Source organism: Pseudomonas sp. MHK4 (assembly GCF_054600775.1).
This window is the reverse complement of sequence record NZ_BAAIAK010000001.1, coordinates 466,592-486,128: the sequence shown is the minus strand read 5'-3', so window position 1 is coordinate 486,128 and position 19,537 is coordinate 466,592. Positions and strand designations below refer to the sequence as shown.

Annotated in this window: 13 protein-coding genes and 1 pseudogene; 7 read left to right on the top strand and 7 right to left on the bottom strand. The window is 59.9% G+C overall.

Annotation, left to right across the window (positions count from 1 at the left end):
• Positions 1 to 30 precede the first annotated feature (30 nt).
• Entirely contained in the window at positions 31 to 285 is a 255-nt protein-coding gene (locus tag ACYP2Q_RS02075; protein WP_459728937.1) for a phenol hydroxylase subunit, read from the bottom strand.
• A gap of 419 nt (positions 286 to 704) precedes the next feature.
• On the opposite strand from ACYP2Q_RS02075, the gene ACYP2Q_RS02070 reads away from it, so the two are divergent.
• The gene (locus tag ACYP2Q_RS02070; protein WP_459728936.1) at positions 705 to 2,390 is read left to right on the top strand and encodes a sigma 54-interacting transcriptional regulator; all 1,686 of its coding nucleotides are present in this window, start codon (positions 705 to 707) and stop codon (positions 2,388 to 2,390) included.
• Positions 2,391 to 2,490: 100 nt separating this feature from the next.
• Here the strand turns inward: ACYP2Q_RS02070 and ACYP2Q_RS02065 are convergent.
• Positions 2,491 to 2,853: pseudogene (locus ACYP2Q_RS02065) on the bottom strand (zinc-binding dehydrogenase); the annotation flags it as partial.
• A 312-nt stretch (positions 2,854 to 3,165) separates the two neighbouring features.
• On the opposite strand from ACYP2Q_RS02065, the gene ACYP2Q_RS02060 reads away from it, so the two are divergent.
• From ACYP2Q_RS02060 to ACYP2Q_RS02050, 3 genes are read left to right on the top strand one after another with little or no spacing between them, the layout of a single operon-like run.
• Complete coding sequence (locus ACYP2Q_RS02060) at positions 3,166 to 4,641, top strand: APC family permease (protein WP_459728935.1); 1,476 nt, start codon at positions 3,166 to 3,168, stop codon at positions 4,639 to 4,641.
• 58 nt (positions 4,642 to 4,699) lie between these two features.
• Entirely contained in the window at positions 4,700 to 5,890 is a 1,191-nt protein-coding gene (locus ACYP2Q_RS02055; RefSeq protein ID WP_459728934.1) for an iron-containing alcohol dehydrogenase, read from the top strand.
• Positions 5,887 to 7,320, top strand: coding sequence for an aldehyde dehydrogenase family protein (locus ACYP2Q_RS02050; RefSeq protein ID WP_459728933.1), 1,434 nt, complete (start codon positions 5,887 to 5,889; stop codon positions 7,318 to 7,320). The genes ACYP2Q_RS02055 and ACYP2Q_RS02050 overlap by 4 nt, the downstream gene beginning before the upstream one ends.
• Before the next feature lie 5 nt (positions 7,321 to 7,325).
• Here ACYP2Q_RS02050 and ACYP2Q_RS02045 read toward each other — a convergent pair whose 3' ends face one another.
• The 5 genes from ACYP2Q_RS02045 to ACYP2Q_RS02025 all read right to left on the bottom strand — a co-directional run bounded on the left by ACYP2Q_RS02045 (position 7,326) and on the right by ACYP2Q_RS02025 (position 12,402).
• Positions 7,326 to 8,222, bottom strand: a complete 897-nt coding sequence (locus tag ACYP2Q_RS02045; RefSeq protein WP_459728932.1) for a LysR family transcriptional regulator — start codon at positions 8,220 to 8,222, stop codon at positions 7,326 to 7,328.
• 77 nt (positions 8,223 to 8,299) lie between these two features.
• Complete coding sequence (locus ACYP2Q_RS02040) at positions 8,300 to 9,148, bottom strand: ureidoglycolate lyase (RefSeq protein ID WP_459728931.1); 849 nt, start codon at positions 9,146 to 9,148, stop codon at positions 8,300 to 8,302.
• 38 nt (positions 9,149 to 9,186) lie between these two features.
• On the bottom strand, positions 9,187 to 9,927 hold the full coding sequence (locus ACYP2Q_RS02035; protein ID WP_459728930.1) for an SDR family oxidoreductase: 741 nt from the start codon (positions 9,925 to 9,927) through the stop codon (positions 9,187 to 9,189).
• Positions 9,924 to 11,306, bottom strand: a complete 1,383-nt coding sequence (locus tag ACYP2Q_RS02030) for an MFS transporter (protein ID WP_459728929.1) — start codon at positions 11,304 to 11,306, stop codon at positions 9,924 to 9,926. Before ACYP2Q_RS02030 ends, ACYP2Q_RS02035 begins: the two co-directional genes overlap by 4 nt.
• A 145-nt stretch (positions 11,307 to 11,451) precedes the next feature.
• Positions 11,452 to 12,402 carry a LysR family transcriptional regulator gene (locus ACYP2Q_RS02025; RefSeq protein ID WP_459728928.1) on the bottom strand — a complete coding sequence of 317 codons (951 nt, stop codon included), beginning with the start codon at positions 12,400 to 12,402 and terminating at the stop codon, positions 11,452 to 11,454.
• Positions 12,403 to 12,514: 112 nt separating this feature from the next.
• Here ACYP2Q_RS02025 and ACYP2Q_RS02020 point away from each other — a divergent pair, with 112 nt between their 5' ends.
• From ACYP2Q_RS02020 to ACYP2Q_RS02010, 3 genes are all read left to right on the top strand, one after another.
• Positions 12,515 to 13,696 (top strand): fumarylacetoacetate hydrolase family protein, encoded by a 1,182-nt coding sequence (locus ACYP2Q_RS02020; RefSeq protein WP_459728927.1) that lies wholly within the window; start codon positions 12,515 to 12,517, stop codon positions 13,694 to 13,696.
• A 48-nt stretch (positions 13,697 to 13,744) separates the two neighbouring features.
• Complete coding sequence (locus tag ACYP2Q_RS02015) at positions 13,745 to 15,532, top strand: IlvD/Edd family dehydratase (protein WP_459728926.1); 1,788 nt, start codon at positions 13,745 to 13,747, stop codon at positions 15,530 to 15,532.
• A gap of 225 nt (positions 15,533 to 15,757) precedes the next feature.
• A complete protein-coding gene (locus tag ACYP2Q_RS02010) occupies positions 15,758 to 19,501 on the top strand; it encodes a response regulator (protein WP_459728925.1) in 3,744 nt (1,247 codons plus the stop codon).
• Positions 19,502 to 19,537: the final 36 nt, after the last annotated feature.

Here is a 19,537-nt window from a genome sequence, read left to right as displayed (position 1 = left end):
TGTAGTTGTTGTTTTAGGATGGTGGGCGGCTTATTCAGCTTCGCGGGTGTCGCCGTAACGCCACTTGCGTGCATCGGCGTCCAGGGCGTCGGACATTTGCGCGTCCATGTGTTGCACATGGTTGTTCTGGCAAAACTGCTTGAAGGCTTGATGCGGCAGCACCAACTCGACAAACAGCTCCGGGTAGCCGATTGCGAAATCGAACTCGACAAAGGCTTCTTCTGGTTTGCTGCGCACGCGGATGTAGCGCGGCATCTGGTCGAAGTTGCTACCAGGTTGATTCATGCTCGGGTACTCCCCTGTTGTTCTGCAGGGGGACGGAGCAACAACGGTGCCAGCACCAGCAATGAGAAAATGACAAAAAATAAAAATCTTATAAAACAGATAGATAAAGCGTGTTTTAGCGATCCGTTTTCTATTTACGGGGCTAATTTGGCGAGCGTGCTGATTACGATGATTTGATCATTTGATCAATCCCGGGCCTGCCGATTTGAGCAAATGGCCCATATATGACAATGGCCATTGGGACTATCCTTGACCCTGTGTTGGCGATGCCTCCAAGACCGCTTTCAAGACGCTCTGGATACGGATTTTTCAAGGAGCGCAAGCTGCAAGAGTTCTGGTTCGCAACCCCAAACGCCTCAGCCTGGGCGCAGGGTGACGAATCATCCCCACCAACAAAAAAGACTTAGGGGTGTGTTTGCATGACCATGAAGTACCGAGCGTCGGAGCACTCCGCGCTGCTCAAGGATCTGACCGATCGCATCCACTTCCTCGGCAGTGAGGGGAAAATCTGGCTTGATGAACAGCGGATGATGCTGATGCAGGTTTCATCGATGGCGTCGTTTCGCCGAGAACTCATCGAGACGATCGGCGAAGAGCGTGCAAAGGGGTTTTTCCTTCGGCTGGGCTATCAGTCCGGACTGAAAGATGCTGAATTGGCCCGAAAATTACGCCCCAACGGCAGTGACATCGACATGTTCCTGATAGGCCCTCAACTGCACTCGCTCAAGGGTATGGTCAAGGTACATCCGATCGTCATGAACATTGATATCGAGGCAGGAACCTTCTACGCCGAAATCCAATGGATCGACTCGTTCGAGGTCGAGAATCATCAGAGCGAGCAACTGCATTCCGAGCAACCCGTCTGCTGGACGTTGCTCGGGTATGCGATCAGCTATTCGTCATTTTTTACCGGTCGCCAGATCATCTACAAGGAAGTCAGCTGCCGCGGCTGTGGCGACAGCGTATGTCGCATCATCGGTAAGCCCGCTGAAGAGTGGGAGGATGCCGATACATTCATGCGCTACTTCCAGAGTGACCCAATCATCGATGAGCTGCGTACCCTGCAGCTTCAAGTCGACAACATGAACAAACGTCTCGAGCTGCGGGACGGGCAGTTTTATGGGATTGGTCAATCTGCCATTTACCGCAAGACCTGTGATCTGATTGACAAGGTCGCGCCAGGGAAAGCGTCGGTGTTGCTGCTGGGTGAAACGGGCGTCGGAAAGGAAGTCATCGCCCGCAGCCTGCATCTGCGCAGTGAGCGTGCGGGAGGTCCTTTCATTGCTCTGAACTGTGCGGCAATCAGCCCAGACCTGATAGAAGCTGAGCTGTTTGGCGTTGAAAGAGGCGCGTATACCGGTGCACAACAATCTCGTATGGGCCGTTTCGAGCGGGCGCATGGAGGCACCCTGTTTCTTGACGAGATTATCGAACTCAGCCCACGCGCTCAGGCGAGTTTATTGCGTGTGCTGCAGGAGGGAGAGCTCGAACGGGTGGGCGATAGCCAGACTCGACGAGTCGACGTGCGCGTAATAGGCGCTACACACGAAGACCTGGGCCAGGCGGTAAAAGATGGAAGATTTCGAGCCGACCTCTACTACCGACTGAATGTCTATCCCGTTCGAATTCCGGCATTACGTGATCGCCGCGAAGACATCCCCCTCTTGATTGAGCATTTTCTGGACAAGTTGCACCAGAGCTACGAAAAAAAGACCCTCGGCCTATCCGATCGTGCCTACGAGGCGTGCCTGCGCTATGACTGGCCGGGCAATATTCGCGAGCTTGAAAACCTGCTGGAGCGTGGTGTGATCATCACGGACAACAACAAGACCATCTCGGTGGAGGCGCTCTTCCCGCACTTGTCTGTAGAGGCACTCAGCATTGGGCTGTCGAGTGAAGGTAACTTGATCAGCCAGAAGCTTCAGCCTGCAGATGATTGGGTGGACAGGCTCCTCGATCTCGGGGTGAGTCTGGATGACGTGGAACAACAGCTGTTACAGGGCGCTATGGATCGAGCGAACCAGAACGTCTCGGAAGCCGCCCGCCTACTTGGCATAACGCGACCAGCGCTGGCCTATCGATTGAAGAAGCTGTCCGAGGGCTAAGGATCAGGTTGAGGTTCAAACTGTGAAATGACGCTGGAGATGCCCCTCCCTTTCCAGGCAGATTCGCAGGTTGGGGCGAAAGGTTGCAATCGGCTCTACGGAGTAATCGCCGCATGCGTTCTTTGCCGCCGGGGCACAAGGTCGTGATGATGCTGTAGTCGCCCAGACCGGCAGCGAAAGCGCCCAGCGGAATGCGCAGGTTGGTGGAATAAACCCCCAGGCTGGAAAGCCGACCACCCGGACGCAGAATCCGCAGCGCCGATTCAAAGGTCCCCTGGGTGCCCAGTACCTCGATGGACACATCGACGCCACGCCCATCGGTCAGGGCCATGATCTGTTCAACCACATCGCCGTCCTTGAAATTGACCACATGGGTTGCACCCAGTTGTTTGGCGACGCTCATGCGTTCGGCGACTGCATCGACGCCGATAATCGTGGTCGCGCCTTTAAGGCGTGCACCCGCCGGTTGATGGCCGCGTGTATCGCGTAGGAGTTGCCGCAGGCTGCGATCTTTTGATCTTGCTTTTTAAAAATCAAAAGATCGCAGCCTCGTTGCACTCGACAGCGCCTACAGGGGATGCGCAGAGGTACCGGTACCTTTCTCCAATACATCAATAAATCCAGATGTCAGCCTCTAAACATATGAATTTTCTTTGATGTTTCGCCCCCTTAAGCTCTTTATGACTCCTTTCCCGAAGGAGCTCGTTTCGTCGGTACGCCTGAACAAACAAGGCGATCCTAAAAATAAATGTGTCTGCCGACTCAAGGAATTCCTATGTCATCTACACGGCAAAGCGCCGATGAACACCTGCTGCACAGCCAGGGCTATGCCCAGGAGCTGCACCGGGGGTTGTCTCTGTGGTCATCATTTTCGGTCGGCTTCGCCACGGTTTCGCCCGTGGTCGGCATCTATTCGGTCATGTCGCTGGGTGCCATGAGTGTCGGCCCCTCATGGGTCTGGATCGTGCCGTTGTGCCTGGCGTTGCAGTTGCTCGTGGCCCTGGTCTATGCCGAGCTGGCCTCGCAGTACCCGCTTGCCGGTGGTTGCTACCAATGGGTCAAGCGTCTGGCGGGCGATCGCTGGGCGTGGTTTACCGGATTCATGTACCTGGCCTCTGCACTGGCCTCGTTAACCACCGTGGCCTATTTGGGCGGCTTCTGGCTGTGGCTGTTTTTCACAGGCTTACCACCTTCCGCCAACGCCCAGGTGTTCAGTGGTGCCATGCTGTTGCTGCTGGGGCTTGGGGTGAATCTGTTCGGGATCAACCCGCTCAAATATTTCGTCAATGCCGGCATCATCGCCGAGGCGATTGCCTCCATCGGCATCGGCGTATTGTTGCTGCTGTTCTTTCGCAACCATTCGTTGTCGTTGGTATTTGAAGGCCTGACATCTACGCAGGGTGCCGACGGTTCCTACCTGTCGGGCTTCCTGACAGCCATGGCCGTTGGGGGTTGGGCGTTCCTCGGTTTTGATGCCTGCTCGCAAGTGTCAGAGGAGACCGCTGACGCCCGCACATCGACTCCGCGTGCCATCTTGCGCTCGATGATTCTGGTCGGGTTGACCGTGATGCTCACGGCGTTCGCTGTCACGCTGTCCTATACCGACACCGCGGCGATGGTGTCCGGCCAGGTCGTCGACCCGGTCACCCCCGCGGTCGTCGATGCCTTTGGCACCTGGTCGGAACGACCGTTCGTGGGCATCGTGCTGGTAGCGTTCATCGCGTGCGTCGTCTCGGTCCAGACCTACATCGGCCGCGCGGTGTTCGGCATGGCACGGGACTCGATCCTCCCCGCATCAACGCTGTTGCGCCGCGTGGACAAGCGCAAAGTGCCCTTCGCCGCCATGGTGTTCAGCACGCTGTTTGCCAGCTTCGGCCTGGCCCTGGGCTTGAACGCCACGGCCGTTGGCACCCTGATCGCGTTTGGCAGCGGCGGATTCTTCGTGGTGTTTCTGATCGTGGTGACCTGCGCCCTGCTCGCTCGCCTGAGCGGTAAATGGAAAGCCGAGCCTGGCGTGTTCAGCCTCGGTCGCTGGGGTGTGCCGATCAACCTCGCCGCGTTCTTCTGGCTGGTGTTCGAAAGCATCAACGTGGCTTGGCCACGGGAATCGCTCGCACCACCCGGTGCACCGTGGTTTCAGGTCTGGGCGGTGATCCTGGTGTTCTCGATCCTGGCGGTACTGGGCCTGATCTACATGATCTATGCCAAACCCTATCAACGCACCGTCAGCCCTCACCTGCACGTTCAATAACGCCCTTGTCATGCCGTGCAAGGCGCCTCCCCTGCGCCTTGCCGATCTGGAGTTTCAGATGTCCCTTCATTATTGGAATTACCCCACGGATATTTTCTGCGGACCGAGTGCGCTCGATGCATTGGCAGAACGCTGCATCTTGCTGGGCATGCGCAATCCCTTGCTGGTCACCGACCCTGGCATGCTGTCCCTGGAACCCTTGGCGCTGCTCAAGGCTCACCTGACCCAGGCTGATATTGCATTTAGCGTGTTCAGCGAAGTCGCCAGCAACCCGAGCATGGCGGACGTGGCCCAAGGCGTGGCTGCGTTCGAGGCCGGCAAGCATGATTCACTGATCGCCCTGGGCGGTGGCAGCGCGATGGATGCCGCGAAGGGCATCAGCCTGGCGGTCGTCGATGGGCAAGGTCTGCAACGCTTCGAATGGTCGCAGGTCATCGCCAACTACCCCACCCTGGCGGATTTTCCGCGCCTGGGGTTGCCACCTTTGATTGCGGTGCCGACCACTGCCGGCACTGGCTCGGAACTGGGCCGCGAAGCCGTGTTGACCCACCGCGAAGAGAACATCAAACGGGTGATCAGCCACCCGGAACTGCTCCCGGCCACCGTGATTCTCGACCCGATCCTGACCCGAGGTCTGCCGCCCACCCTGACGGCGGCAACTGGAATGGACGCTTTGACCCATCACATTGAAGCCTTTTGTTCGCCCCTGTATCACCCGATGTCTTCAGGCGTTGCAGTGGAGGGCATTCGCCTGATCGAGCAGCACTTGATCAATGCCCATGCCAATGGCCAGGACATGGTCGCGCGCGAAGGCATGCTCGTGGCTTCCGCCATGGCCGCCGTGGCTTTCCAGAAGGGCCTGGGCGGTGTGCACGCCCTCGCCCATCCACTGGGCGCCCGCTATCACAAACACCACGGCTTGTTGAACGCAATCCTCCTGCCCTATGTCCTGATTGCCAACCGGGAAACGATTGCCCCGGACATCGCGCGCCTGGCGCGCTATCTGGAGTTGCCGCAAGCCGATTTCGACGGCTTTCTCGACTGGGTGCTGGACCTGCGCCAACGCCTCGGCATTCCTCATTCATTGGCTGAAATCGGTCTTGATGCCGATGCAGCGTCCTGGGTAGGAGAACAGGCACTGGCCGACATTTCTTCATCGGACACCAACGCCTGCGTCCTGAGCGCAGACGATTACAGCCAGATTTTCCGCAACGCCGTTCAGGGCGCTCTTCGGGGAGTACAACCATGACGGCCGCTCATTACATCGACGGACACTGGGTAGCGGGTGAAGGTGTCGAGTGCATCACCGTCTTCGACCCGGCTCTGGGCCAACCCTTTGCCGAGCTGACTGCAGCAAGTGCTGCGCAAGTCGATCAAGCCATTGCCGCTGCGCGCCAGGCACTGTCCGGCTGGCGCAACCTCAGTGCGTCGCAACGCGCGGCTTATTTGAATGGTTTTGCCGAACAGATCGAAGCGCGCCGCGAAGCACTGATCACGCTGCAGATGCAGAACAATGGCAAACCCCGCCATGAAGCCGTGGTGGACATCGACGATGCCGTCGCCACGTTTCGCTATTACGCCGGCCTGGCGCAAGGACTGGACGACCGGCAGGACCGCGATGTGCCGCTGGCCGTTCCGGGCTTCAAGGCCCACACGCGCCTTGATCCGGTGGGCGTGGTCGGCTTGATCGTGCCGTGGAACTTCCCCTTGGTCACCAGTGCCTGGAAGCTCGCACCGGCACTGGCCGCCGGTTGCACGGTGGTACTCAAGCCGTCGGAGATCACTCCGTTGATCGAGCAGACCTACGGCCATATCGCCGATGCTCTGGGCCTGCCCGCGGGCGTGCTGAACATCGTGGGCGGCAAAGCCGAAGTTGGCGCAGCGCTGAGCAACCATGCAGGTATCGACAAGCTGTCGTTCACCGGCAGCAATGCCGTCGGCAGCCAGGTCATGCGCAGTTCGGCGGCCCATTGCCGCCCTCTGACGCTTGAGCTGGGAGGCAAGTCCGCCATTCTCGTGTTCGACGATTGCGACCTCGACCAGGCCGTTGAATGGATCGTCGCCGGCATCTGCTGGAATGCCGGGCAAATGTGCTCGGCGACCTCGCGTCTGCTCGTCCAGGACAGCATCGCCGATGCATTGATGCTGCGTCTGAAAAGCGCATTCGAAACGCTGCGGGTTGGCAATCCGCTGAACGGCGAAGTCGATATGGGCCCGCTCACCAGTCAGGCGCAATGGTCAAAAGTGTCGCAATACTTTGCCATCGCCCGCAGCGAAGGCTTGCATTGCGTGACCGGCGGCGACGTGCAGCGTGACCCGGGCTGGTTCGTCAACCCGACGATTTATGCGCACGTGCCGGTAACCAGCCGCTTGTGGACCGAAGAGATTTTCGGCCCGGTGCTGTGTACCCGTCGCTTCTCCACCGAGCAAGAAGCACTGGCGTTGGCCAACGACAGCCGCTTTGGCCTGGTGGCTACCGTCATCAGCGCCGATCTGGTTCGCGCCGAACGCGTCGCCCAGGCCCTGGAGGTCGGGCACGTCTGGATCAACTCGATCCAGGCGGTGTTCGTCGAGACGTCCTGGGGCGGCACCAAGGGCAGCGGCATCGGTCGCGAGCTGGGCCCGTGGGGCCTGGCCGCCTATCAGTCGGTCAAACACATCACCCGCTGCCTTGGCTGACAGGCTTAGAGGTTGTGCTCGGCCAGCAAGTCATCGATGAAGGCTCGCACGGCTTCGCTTTGCGGGTGTCCGACGTGGGTGATCATGCTGTGTTGTACCTCGTAGCGCAGCGTCGCCGGATTCAACGCGCGCATTTGACCGCTCGCCAGCCAGGGCCGGGCGTAATGGGCCGGGAGATACCCCAGGTGTGTCCCGGCCAGTACGCCATGGACCACCGCTTCCATATGATGGGCGGTGGCGGAAGCGCGCTCGGGTGCCACCGGCAGGACCTGGTCGGCCGGCAGGAAACCATGCCTGATCCAGTCACTGGCCCGCAGCTGTTCGACAGTGGGCGCATCGACCGAGAACAACGGGTGCTTATGCCCGCAGAAAATACCGATTTCTTCCTTGTACAACGGCTGGTAGGCCAGCGTCGGCAACGGCCGGCTGAAATAGGAAATCGCCAGGTCCAGTTGCCCATCGATGACCGCCAACTCCAACTCCGTGGGCGAGTTGACGAAGATGTGCACATGCATGTCATGGTCGCGCTGATAAAAACGGCCGATGGCCGCATCGATCCGGGCGGTGGGCAAGGTCGCGATGTTATCGGCCAGGCCCAGATACAGATCACCCACCAGGCGCCCGGCCAGATCCTGTGCCTCGTCGCGAAAGGCATCCACCGCACCAAATAACGCTGTCGATGCCTTGAGGATTCGCTGGCCTTTTTCGGTCAAGCGAAACCCGCCCTTGCCGCGCTCGCAGATGCGATAACCGAGGCGTTTTTCCAGGCTTGAAATGTGCGTGCTGATGTTGGACTGGCTCATGTTCAACTCGGCCTGCGCAGCCGTAAACCCACCGCACTTCACGACGATGGAAAAAATGCGCAACAGGCGCAGATCCATGTCCGTCACATTTCTGAGCACCGATGATCTCGCTTTCAGTTGAATGGGCGCGCGTTGTCGGGCGCGATTGGGAGCAGGAGGGTCTGTTTATTGATAACTCAATCCGCTTGCACAATCACTTGTCGCTGTTCGCCCAACCCCGCAATGCCCAGGCGAACCGTCTGCCCCGCACGCAGGAAGACCGGTTGTGGCTTGATGCCCAAGCCGACGCCCGGCGGCGTGCCAGTGGAAATCACATCGCCCGGTTGCAGGCTCATGCAGCGGCTCAGGTAGGCAATCAGTTGCGGCACATTGAAGATCAGCGTGCGCGTGTTGCCTTGCTGGTAGCGGTGTCCGTCGACCTCCAGCCACAGGTCCAGCGAGTGCGGGTCGGCAATTTCATCGCGGGTGACCAGCCACGGGCCGAGCGGGCCGAACGTATCGAAGCCTTTGCCCTTGTCCCAGGTGCCGCCACGCTCCAGTTGCCATTCACGCTCCGAGACATCGTTGATCACGCAGTAGCCAGCGACATGCTCCATGGCGTTCGCTTCATCGATATAGCGCCCGCCTTTGCCAATCACCACGCCGAGCTCCACTTCCCAATCCGTCTTGAGCGAGCCCCGTGGTATCTCGAGGTTGTCGTCAGGGCCGCAGATGGCGCTGGTCCATTTGTTGAATATGATCGGTTCCTTGGGCACTTCCATGTTCGACTCGGCCGCATGGTCGGCGTAGTTCAGGCCGATGCAGATGAATTTTCCGACCTGCCCCACGCAAGCACCAATGCGCGGCTGCCCGGCAACGATCGGCAGGCTGGCCGGATCGATAGCGGCCAGCGCTGCCAGGTTTTCAGGACTCAGGACCTGCCCGGCGATATCCGCCACGTGGCCCGAGAGGTCGCGGACTTGATTGTCGGCATCCAGCAGGCCGGGCTTCTCCGCACCTTTTTCGCCATAACGCAACAGTTTCATGTGCTTCTCCTGCTTAAACTGAAAGTACAAACCGCAATTCAGATACTCATGCCGCCATCGATGACGTGCACGCCACCGGTGGTGTATGAGGACGCATCACTGCCCAGGTACAAGGCCAACCGGGCAATCTCTTCGGCGCTGCCGATTCGACCCATGGGTTGGCGATCGAGAAATCGCTGATAGACCTGTGCTTCGTCAACCCCCTGCTGCGCAGCCTGGGCGCCAATGCGCTGGCGCAGCGACGGCGACTCCACTGTGCCAGGGCAAATCGCATTGCAGCGAATACCCTGGCTAATGAAGTCAGCGGCAACGGCTTTAGTCAGCCCCACCACCGCTGCCTTGCTGGCAGCATAGGCAAAGCGGTTGGGCACGGCCATGACGCTGGAGACCACTGAAGACATGTTGATGATCGATCCGCCGCCACGTGCCAGCATACCCGGCAGAAAGGCTCGGATCATCCGGTACATGGCCGTGACATTGATGTCCATCGAACGCGCCCAGGACGCTTCGTCACACGCCAGGATGTTACCGCTGTGCACATACCCTGCGCAGTTGAACAACACGTCCAGTCCACCGACACGCTCGCTGGCTTCGCTGATGGCCTCGGCTGACGTCACGTCCAGGGTGATGGCGGTGATGCCCTCAACGCCGGCCAGTCCCTGGATATCGATGTCAGTGGCAAACACCTCGGCGCCGGCCTGGGCAAAGGCCATGGCGCTGGCCAGGCCGATACCCTGCCCTGCTGCGGTGATCAGCACGCGTTTGTTGTGCAGGTTCATGCAGCCTCCAGCTTCGCGGTGGCGGTTGCGGTTTTTGCAGTCCTGCCGAGCATCGATGCGGGAATCGCCAGGATCAGCCCGCCGCTGACGAACAGGCACAGCGCCAGGACATAGGTACCGTTGTTGATGTTGCCGGTGAGGTTCTCCGCCACGGCGGTGATCATGGAACCGGTGAAGCCGGACAGATTGCCGATGGCGTTGATCATGCCGATGCCGGCAGCCGCCGCGACACCCGACAGCACGGTCCCCGGCAGGGTCCAGAAAATCGGCATCAGGCTGAGAATCCCGGACGCGGCGATGCTGAGGAAGAACACGGACAGCACCAGGTTGTCAGCAAAGAAGGCGCTGAGGATCAGGCCGACACCACCGATGAACGCAGGGATCGCGGCGTGCATGCGTCGCTCGCCGGTGCGGTTGGAGTGGCGGGCGTTGAGCAGCATGGCCACGACGGCTACGGCATAGGGAATGGCGGTCAGGAAGCCAATGTGCAAGCTGTTGGTGATACCGGTGCTCTTGATGATCGAGGGCATCCAGAACGCCAGTCCGTAAAAACCGGTGTTGAAGGTCAGCAGGATCAAGACCAGCAGCCAAACCCGCGGATTGAAGAACACTTCGCTCAAACGCGAAGCCTTGCCTTGGTTATCGGTTTGCAGATTGGCCTTGAGCAAGGCTTTCTCCGCCGCGGACAGCCATTTGGCGGAGTCGATGTTGTTGGCCAGGCAGACGATGACGACGAACGCCATGATCACCGACGGAATGCCCTCGATGATCAGCATCCATTGCCAGCCGGACATGCCGTGCACGCCTTGCATGCTGTTCATCAACCAGCCGGAAAGGATGCCGCCCAGGGTCAGGCTGATCGGCATGGCCATCAGGAACCCGGACATCACCCGGCTTTGCCGATGGGTGGGAAACCAGTAGTTGAGGTAGAGAATCACCCCGGGGAAGAAGCCGGCTTCACAGATGCCCAGCAGGAAGCGCAGCACGTAGAACATCGTGCTCGATTGGATGTGGAAGAAGCCCGCCAGTGGCACGGTGAATGCCACGGCCATGGAGATCGCGGCCCAGGTCAACATGATACGGGCGATCCAGAAGCGTGCGCCGTAACGATGCAGCAACAGGTTGCTCGGCACTTCAAAGAGGAAATAGCCCCAGAAGAACATGCTCGCGCCCAGGGCATAGACGGTGTTGCTGAATTGCAGTTCGTTGAGCATGTCGAGCTTGGCGAAGCCGATGTTGACCCGGTCCAGGTACGCGGCCATGTAGCACAGGAGCAGGACCGGAAGGATGCGCCAGATAACCTTGCGGTAGGTCCGGTCTTCAAAGTCGAGCTCGCTGGTTTGTACCTGCGCAGGTAACTGCTCGGATATCGTTTGCATGAGTAACCCCTGGGCATGTGGACATGCCTGATTGTTTTTATCGACGGGGTCACTTTACTGGCGCGAATCGATTCATTCCCAATGGCATTTTCCGATTAACCGATAACGATCGGTTATCGAAAAAGCCCTGCACACGACGGCGTCTTCAGCTCGTCGAGTCCCGGGCCAGCCGGGCGTTGGCCTTCAATATCTCGGCAAATTCCAGGGCTGCCCCCACCAGTTGCTCGCCCTTGCGCGTGAGGATGCCGTAATCCTGTGGCACCAGGTGCAACGGCGTATCCAGCATCTTGAGTTGGCCGCTCTCGAGGAGTGGATCGACCATGGCATTGGGCAGCATGCCGATCATGGGCCCGCGTTTCAGCACCTGCAGGAAGGTCTGCATGGAGATGGTTTCCACGGTGTTTCGCGGCATTCCCACGCCGGCCTCGGCGAACGCCAGTTCCATGCGCCCGCGAATGGGTGTGCCCACCGGGTAGAGAATCCACGGCAAGTCCACCAATTGCTGCAACGGGATGGGGCCGGCAGCGGCCAGCGGGTTACGGTCGTTGACCACGATGCAGAACGGTTCGGGCGCCAGTGGTTGGTAGTCGTAATGTTGCTGTTGGCTTTGATCGGTGAAACGGGCGATGGCCAGGTCGAGATTTTTTTCCTCGAGCATTTTCATCAGGTGGTTACTGGTTTGCTCCACCACCTCGATCGACAGCAATGGCCAGCGTTCCTTGATCTGCAAGATGGCTTCGGGTAACGCCACGGCGGTGGCGGCGAAAATACCGCCGATCCTGAGGTGGCCGTGCCCACCTTCGCGCAGGCTGCTGATTTGTTCGACGAACGAGCGCGCATCATTCAGTGCGATCTGCGCATAGCGCAGCACATGCTCACCCAATGCCGTGGGGGGCATGCTGCGCGGCAGGCGTTCGAACAAGGCAAAGCCAAGCAGGCTTTCGATTTCCTTGAGCATCTTGCTGATGGCCGGCTGACTGAGATTCATCTGTTGCGCCGCCAGGTGCATGTTGCGCGTGCGGCCCAAGGTGTCGATCAGCTGCAAATGCCTGAATTTGAGCCATCCGCAAAAGTGGGTAAATGAAAGTTCCGACATGGGCACACCTCGCGAAGCAATAACTGCACGTTATCAATTATTGAAATTATCTCATTGGAGTTTATCGGCTGGCCGCCCTAGCGTGAAGTCTTTACGAACCAGGAAGATTGCCATGTCGCTAATGCTTACTCCCGAAAACACCCTGCCAGTCGATGGTGTGGCCGGTACCTTGATCGGCCGTGCCTGGGTGCCAGGACACATCGCCGGACCTTCGCCGATCGTCCTGCGCACCGATGGCGTATTCGACCTGTCGGAGCGTTTCGCGACCTTGAGTGACTTGCTGGAATCCGACGCTCCCCTCTCGGCAGTACGCGAAACGCCCGGCATTTTCATCGCCAGCGTCCAAGCCCTGCTGGCCAACACCGGTCCCGGCGCCGACCCGTCCAAGCCTTATTTGCTGCCGCCCCTGGATCTGCAGGTGATCAAGGCGGCCGGCGTGACCTTCGCCGCCAGCATGATCGAGCGTGTGATCGAGGAGCAGGCCGGTGGTGATGCCGCCAAGGCAGAAGCGGTGCGGGCCACCGTGCACGGGGTGATCGGCGACAACCTGAGCTCGATCGTTCCAGGCTCCGAGCAGGCCATGCGCTTGAAAGCCTTTCTGATCGAACAGGGCATGTGGTCACAGTATCTGGAAGTGGGTATCGGTCCGGACGCGGAAATCTTCACCAAGGCACCGGTCCTGGCCTCTGTCGGCAGCGGCAGCCGGATTGGCATCCACCCTGGTTCGCAGTGGAACAACCCGGAACCGGAAGTGGTGCTGGCGGTGAACAGCCGCGGGCAGATCCACGGTGCGACCCTGGGCAACGACGTCAACCTGCGGGACTTCGAAGGCCGTAGCGCGCTGTTGCTCAGCAAGGCCAAGGACAATAACGCTTCCTGCTCGATCGGGCCGTTCATCCGCCTGTTCGATGAGCACTTCAGCCTGGACGATGTCCGCGCCTGCGTGGTCGACCTTGAGGTACAAGGTGAGGACGGTTACCGGATGCACGGGTCGAGTTCCATGAGCCAGATCAGCCGAGACCCACAAGACCTGGCCGGCCAGACCCTCAACGCCAATCACCAGTATCCCGATGGTTTCCTGCTGTTTCTCGGTACGCTGTTCGCCCCTACCGCAGATCGCGATCATGTCGGCAGCGGTTTCACCCACAAACTGGGTGACCGGGTCAGTATCAGCAGTCCCTTGCTTGGCAGCCTGCACAACCAGGTGACCCACAGCTCTGAGGCAACGCCATGGACCTTTGGCGTGGGTGCCTTGCTGCGCAACCTGGCCGCCCGTGGACTGCTTGCACGCTGATGCCACCACAGATTGTCGATTCATCCAATGACAAGAGAGAAATGAATCATGAGTAACACGCCTGGACGCCGCCTGCGCAGCGAGCAATGGTTCAACGACCCTGCCCACGCCGACATGACTGCCCTGTATGTCGAACGCTACATGAACTACGGCATGACCCGTGAAGAGCTGCAATCGGGCCGTCCGATCATTGGTATCGCCCAGACTGGCAGCGACCTGACCCCGTGCAACCGTCATCACCTGGAACTTGCGCAGCGGGTCAAGGCCGGTATTCGTGATGCTGGCGGCATCCCCATGGAGTTCCCCGTCCATCCGATCGCCGAACAGTCACGCAGGCCTACCGCCGCACTGGACCGTAACCTGGCCTATCTGGGGCTGGTGGAGATTCTCCACGGCTATCCACTGGACGGTGTCGTGCTCACCACCGGTTGCGACAAGACCACCCCGGCCTGCCTGATGGCTGCCGCGACCACCGATCTGCCCGCCATTGTCCTGTCTGGCGGGCCGATGCTCGATGGCCACCATAAAGGTGAACTGATCGGCTCCGGCACTGTGCTCTGGCATGCACGCAACCTGATGGCCGCCGGGGAAATCGATTACGAAGGCTTCATGGAAATGACCACCGCGGCATCGCCTTCGGTGGGTCACTGCAACACCATGGGCACCGCCTTGTCGATGAATGCCCTGGCTGAAGCCTTGGGCATGTCGTTGCCGGGTTGCGCGAGTATTCCGGCACCCTATCGTGAACGCGGACAAATGGCCTACGCCACCGGCAAGCGCATCTGCGAGCTGGTGATGCAGGATGTGCGTCCGTCGCAGATCATGACCCGTGAGGCCTTCGAAAATGCGATCGCCGTGGCCTCGGCACTGGGGGCATCGAGTAACTGCCCTCCTCACCTGATTGCCATCGCCCGCCATATGGGCGTCGAGCTGAGCCTCGATGACTGGCAACGCATTGGCGAAGACGTACCGCTGCTGGTCAACTGCATGCCGGCCGGCAAGTACCTGGGCGAAGGTTTCCATCGTGCGGGCGGCGTTCCGGCGGTCATGCATGAATTAAAGAAAGCCGGGCGCCTGCACGAAGACTGCGCCACGGTCAGCGGCAAGACCATCGGCGAAATCGTCAGCAGCACGCTGACCAGCAACGCCGACGTGATCTACCCCTTTGAAACGCCGCTCAAGCACCGCGCCGGTTTCATTGTGCTCAGCGGCAACTTCTTCGACAGTGCGATCATGAAGATGTCGGTGGTGGGTGAGGCGTTTCGCAAGACCTACCTGTCCGAACCTGGCGCGCAGAACAGCTTCGAAGCGCGGGCGATCGTGTTCGAAGGGCCGGAGGACTATCACGCCCGGATCGATGACCCGGCGCTGGAGATCGACGAGCGCTGCATCCTGGTCATTCGTGGCGCAGGCACGGTGGGCTACCCGGGCAGTGCCGAAGTGGTGAACATGGCCCCTCCGGCCGCGCTGATCAAGCAAGGCATCGACTCCCTGCCCTGCCTTGGCGACGGGCGCCAGAGCGGCACTTCAGCCAGCCCCTCGATCCTCAACATGTCGCCGGAGGCAGCCGTCGGTGGTGGCCTGGCATTGCTGAAAACCAACGACCGCCTGCGCGTGGACCTCAACGCGCGCTCGGTCAACCTGCTGGTCGACGAAGCCGAAATGGCCCGCCGCCGCGCCGAGTGGACGCCAAACATCCCAGCCTCCCAGACCCCTTGGCAAGAGCTGTACCGGCAACTGGTCGGCCAGCTATCCACGGGCGGCTGCCTGGAGCCGGCCACCCTGCATTTGCGGGTGATAGCCCGAAGTGGTGGCGAGCCTCGTCATTCGCACTGATGCTCAGGCTGCGATCTTTTGACCTTGCTTTTAAAAAATCAAAAGATCGCAGCCTCGTTGCACTCGGCAGCTCGGGGGCATTGGTTGCGTTTCACAGCTTTTCAGCGTTTTTCATCGATCAATACGCTGGGATCAGCTGTTTTCACAGCACCGGCACCGCCGTGACGGTTTACTGCACACCCATGCTTGCGGCGCTTGTCCGTGGCTGTTGTCGCAGGAGACCCCATGAGCCTGGAACGTCTGAGCAAACTCATCTCGATTGGATTTGGCATGGCGTTGATCGCCTGCCTGATCACCGTAACGCTGGATGAGTATTACGGTGCCCAAGCCGAGCGGGCCACTGATCGTCGTCACCAGACCATGACCGGCGTTGCCCGGATGGCGACGCTCAACCGCGAATTGACGCAACTGGCTCGCCTTTATGTCAGCACGGGCGACGAACTGTTTCTGACCCAATACAACCAGAAGTGGCAAAAAGACCGGACGTTCCAGCAAGCGGCGCAGGACTTTCGCGCGATTGGACTGACTGACCTGGAAACCCGATTGCTGTTCAGGGTCGAGGAGATGGATCTCAAGCAGACGGGTATGGAGCGCCAGGCAATGGAAGAGAGCTGGCACCGAGGGGGTCCATCCCTGCTTTCAGGGACCACCTACATCAACTCCGAGTGGAATTTTGCAGAGGCGCTCAATCAACTCACCCTCTCCGTTACCCAACGATTCAACAGCGACTTCGAGGCCGCCCGGAACAAAGCCAGGCTGGCCAGCCACATCAATGTCCTGATGCAGCTGATGACGTTGGGCGCCGGCCTATGGACGTTTCTGGTCTTGCTGCGCCGCCAGTTGATGATCCCTCTGTTGCGCCTGTCCGAGCGCATGCGCCGCCTGCGTGCAGGCGAAGCCCTTGGCGAACCGCCGCAGCGCCAGGGACTTGCTGAAGTCGTGACCCTGGCCGAAGCCTTCGATGCGTATGTCGATGTCAATGAAGAGCTGCATCGACAGCACTGGGTCAAAGGGCACCTCGGCGAGCTGGTGCAAGCGTTGCAGTTGTGCACCAGTCGCGAGACTTTTGCCGCAGCGGTGCAGCAGAAACTGGGCGAATGGCTGGGGTGCAACACGGTTTTGCTATTCGACTCGGAGCCGTTCGCCAGGCGTACCGGCCAGGTGCACTACAGTTTGCCCCTGCAGCAACAGGGGCAGCAGCTGGCCAGCCTCGAACTCGGCTTCGCCCATCGCCCGGATCCTGCCCAGTTGAAGTTGCTCGACAGCTTGCCCAATCGTCTCGGCATATTGCTGAATTTGCTGGAGCAACGCACGCACAACCAGCAGTTATTGCAGCAAGCCCACCTGCTGGCCCGGCAACTGGAGCGTCAGGCGTTGATTCTGCAACAACGCCAGCAGTCCCTGGAAGCCACCGAAAGCTGGTTTCGCGGCATCGTCGAATTTGCCCCTAAAGCGCTATTGGTGTTCGACGAGGACGGTGTGATCCTGGCCAATCACGAAAGCGAAGTGGTCTTTGGTTACGCCCCCGGCCACTTGCTGGGCCAGAGTTATCGCTCGCTGGTGCCAGACAGCCAGCTCGGGGCCATCGACGCCCTGCTCGAGCGAGTGCGTGTGAACAAGGTACCGGGCACCGCCGAGCTGCTCGCTCGGCGTGCCGATGGTCGCGAGTTTCCTGCCGAGGTGCGTCTGTGCCTGCTGCCGGCGCGACAGGATCGAAAGCCATGCCTGTGCATCGCGATTAGCGATCTCAGCCAGCGCAAAGAGGAGGAACGCAGCCTGCGCGAAGCGCACGAACAGCAGCAGGCCATCGTGACCTCGGCGCCCTATGGCATTGCACTGGTGCAGGACGGACTGATCACACAGACCAATTCGCGGCTGGATGAATTATTGGGATATGCGCCGGGCGAGCAATTGCAGTGCTCCCCGCTGATCTGGCTGGATCAGGTCATTTCCGCGCGATCGTTGAAGACGCTTGAAACGCAGGTTCGAGAGGCGCTGGACAGCGGCAAAATCTATCAGCAGCGAGTGCAACTTCGTCGCAAGGATGCCCGATGCTTCTGGGCCAGCGTCAGTGCCCGGGCCATCGCATCCGCAAACCATTCACGCGGCTCGATCTGGATCATCGAAGACATTTCCGCCCAACAAGCCGCGGCAGACGAGATGCAGCAGGCGCGGCAACTGGCCGAAGACAGTGCACGTATCAAGGCCGAGTTCCTGGCCAACATGAGCCACGAAATCCGCACACCGATGAACGCCATCATCGGCATGACGCATCTGGCGTTGAAGACGCAGCTGGACGAGCGTCAGCGCGACTACCTGGACAAAGTCCAAAGCTCCAGCCGCCATTTGCTGGGGCTCATTGACGACATCCTGGATTTTTCCAAGATCGAGGCCGGCAAGCTCCAGCTGGAGAATCGCGATTTCAGCCTGGTCCGCTTGCTTGAAGAAGTGCTCGATCAGGTGCGTCCACGCATTGCCGATAAAGGCCTGGATTTGCACCTCGACGTGGCTGTTGATGTGCCCGAATGTCTGTGCGGCGATCCGCTGCGTCTGCGACAAATACTGCTCAACTACCTTAGTAATGCGGTGAAGTTCACCGAACGTGGAGGGATTCGGGTTGAGGTGAACCTGCGTCGGGCCGGCGCGGATGATGCCTTGCTGTATTTCAGCGTTAATGACACCGGCATAGGGCTCTCGTCCGACCAGCTCAAACACATGTTCCAGAGCTTCCAGCAGGCTGACGCCTCAACCACACGGCGCTTCGGGGGCACAGGGCTGGGGCTGGCCATTGCCAAGCAACTGGCAGGGTTGATGGGGGGGCAAGTCGGCGTCCAGAGTGCGCTGGGCGAAGGCAGTCACTTCTGGTTCGAGGTCTGCCTGCCATTGGCCCGCAGCGATGTCGTTGATGGCCACACCGCTGCAGAGCATTACAGCGATTGGAGTGCTGGCGAAGGGACCCGTGTCTTGCTGGTGGAAGACAATGAACTGAACCAGCAGGTGGCCACCGAATTGCTGCAGGCGGTGGGTTGTTGGGTCGATATCGCGGTGGATGGCCGTCAGGCGCTGAATCGGTTGTCTGAAATGCGCTATGACCTGGTGTTCATGGACATGCAGATTCCGCTGCTTGATGGTCTGGCGACCACCCGCCTGCTACGCCGGCTGCCGGGGCTGAGTACCCTGCCGGTTATCGCGATTACCGCCAACGCCAGCCAGCGTGATCGTGACGCTTGTCTGGCGGCCGGCATGAATGACTTTGTCAGCAAGCCCTTCGAGCCGCAGACGCTCTACGCCATTGTGCGACGTTGGCTCACTGAGACTTCGGCCGACCCAAAACACCTGGTGACGCCGGAGTCAGCGGTGAGTGGCGCTGTCTCGGCCTTGCAGCTCGACGGTCTGGATTGGGTTGCCGGGCTGCGACGGGTAATGGGCCGCCACAACCTGTATGTGGATCTGTTGCACCGCTACCTGGCCGATCAGAGCCCGTTGTTGCAACAGTTGCGTGCGGCGCTGGCGGCAGGCGAACTCGTTCAAGCCGAGTGGTTGGTCCATGGCTGCAAAGGCGCGTCAGCGACCATCGGTGCCGACGCCGTCGCACAGGCGGCCAGTGAATTGGAGCAGGCACTGCGCGCCAAACGCCCCGTGGATGAGCTGCAAATTGGCCTGCGGGCATTGTCTACCTCCCTGGACGCACTGCTGGGGCAATTGCGCGAGAAATTGCCCGGCAAAAACGAGACTGCGCCAACGACGGTCGACGTTGTCGAGCTGCAACGGATCTGTCGCGATCTCGACGCCCTGCTGGGTGATTTCGATGCGCAGGCAGTACCCTGTTTTTCCTCAGGTGCGCACGTATTGCACGGCGCGTTTGCCCATCGCTTCCCGCCACTGGAAAGCGCCGTCATGGAATTCGATTTCGAGCGGGCGCGGGTCTGTCTGAGAGAGGGCCTGGGAGCTGTACAACTGGCGCAATGAATGGATCGAAACACCCGGGCAATACGCCGTTCAAGC

Bases quoted from the DNA above. Each gene is read 5' to 3' on its own strand.
- ACYP2Q_RS02050 (WP_459728933.1), top strand. From the start codon at position 5,887: ATGACGGCCGCTCATTACATCGACGGACACTGGGTAGCGGGTGAAGGT.
- ACYP2Q_RS02030 (WP_459728929.1), bottom strand. From the start codon at position 11,306: ATGCAAACGATATCCGAGCAGTTACCTGCGCAGGTACAAACCAGCGAG.
- ACYP2Q_RS02010 (WP_459728925.1), top strand. From the start codon at position 15,758: ATGAGCCTGGAACGTCTGAGCAAACTCATCTCGATTGGATTTGGCATG.
- ACYP2Q_RS02040 (WP_459728931.1), bottom strand. From the start codon at position 9,148: ATGAAACTGTTGCGTTATGGCGAAAAAGGTGCGGAGAAGCCCGGCCTG.
- ACYP2Q_RS02055 (WP_459728934.1), top strand. From the start codon at position 4,700: ATGTCCCTTCATTATTGGAATTACCCCACGGATATTTTCTGCGGACCG.
- ACYP2Q_RS02025 (WP_459728928.1), bottom strand. From the start codon at position 12,402: ATGTCGGAACTTTCATTTACCCACTTTTGCGGATGGCTCAAATTCAGG.
- ACYP2Q_RS02060 (WP_459728935.1), top strand. From the start codon at position 3,166: ATGTCATCTACACGGCAAAGCGCCGATGAACACCTGCTGCACAGCCAG.
- ACYP2Q_RS02035 (WP_459728930.1), bottom strand. From the start codon at position 9,927: ATGAACCTGCACAACAAACGCGTGCTGATCACCGCAGCAGGGCAGGGT.
- ACYP2Q_RS02020 (WP_459728927.1), top strand. From the start codon at position 12,515: ATGTCGCTAATGCTTACTCCCGAAAACACCCTGCCAGTCGATGGTGTG.
- ACYP2Q_RS02075 (WP_459728937.1), bottom strand. From the start codon at position 285: ATGAATCAACCTGGTAGCAACTTCGACCAGATGCCGCGCTACATCCGC.
- ACYP2Q_RS02070 (WP_459728936.1), top strand. From the start codon at position 705: ATGACCATGAAGTACCGAGCGTCGGAGCACTCCGCGCTGCTCAAGGAT.
- ACYP2Q_RS02015 (WP_459728926.1), top strand. From the start codon at position 13,745: ATGAGTAACACGCCTGGACGCCGCCTGCGCAGCGAGCAATGGTTCAAC.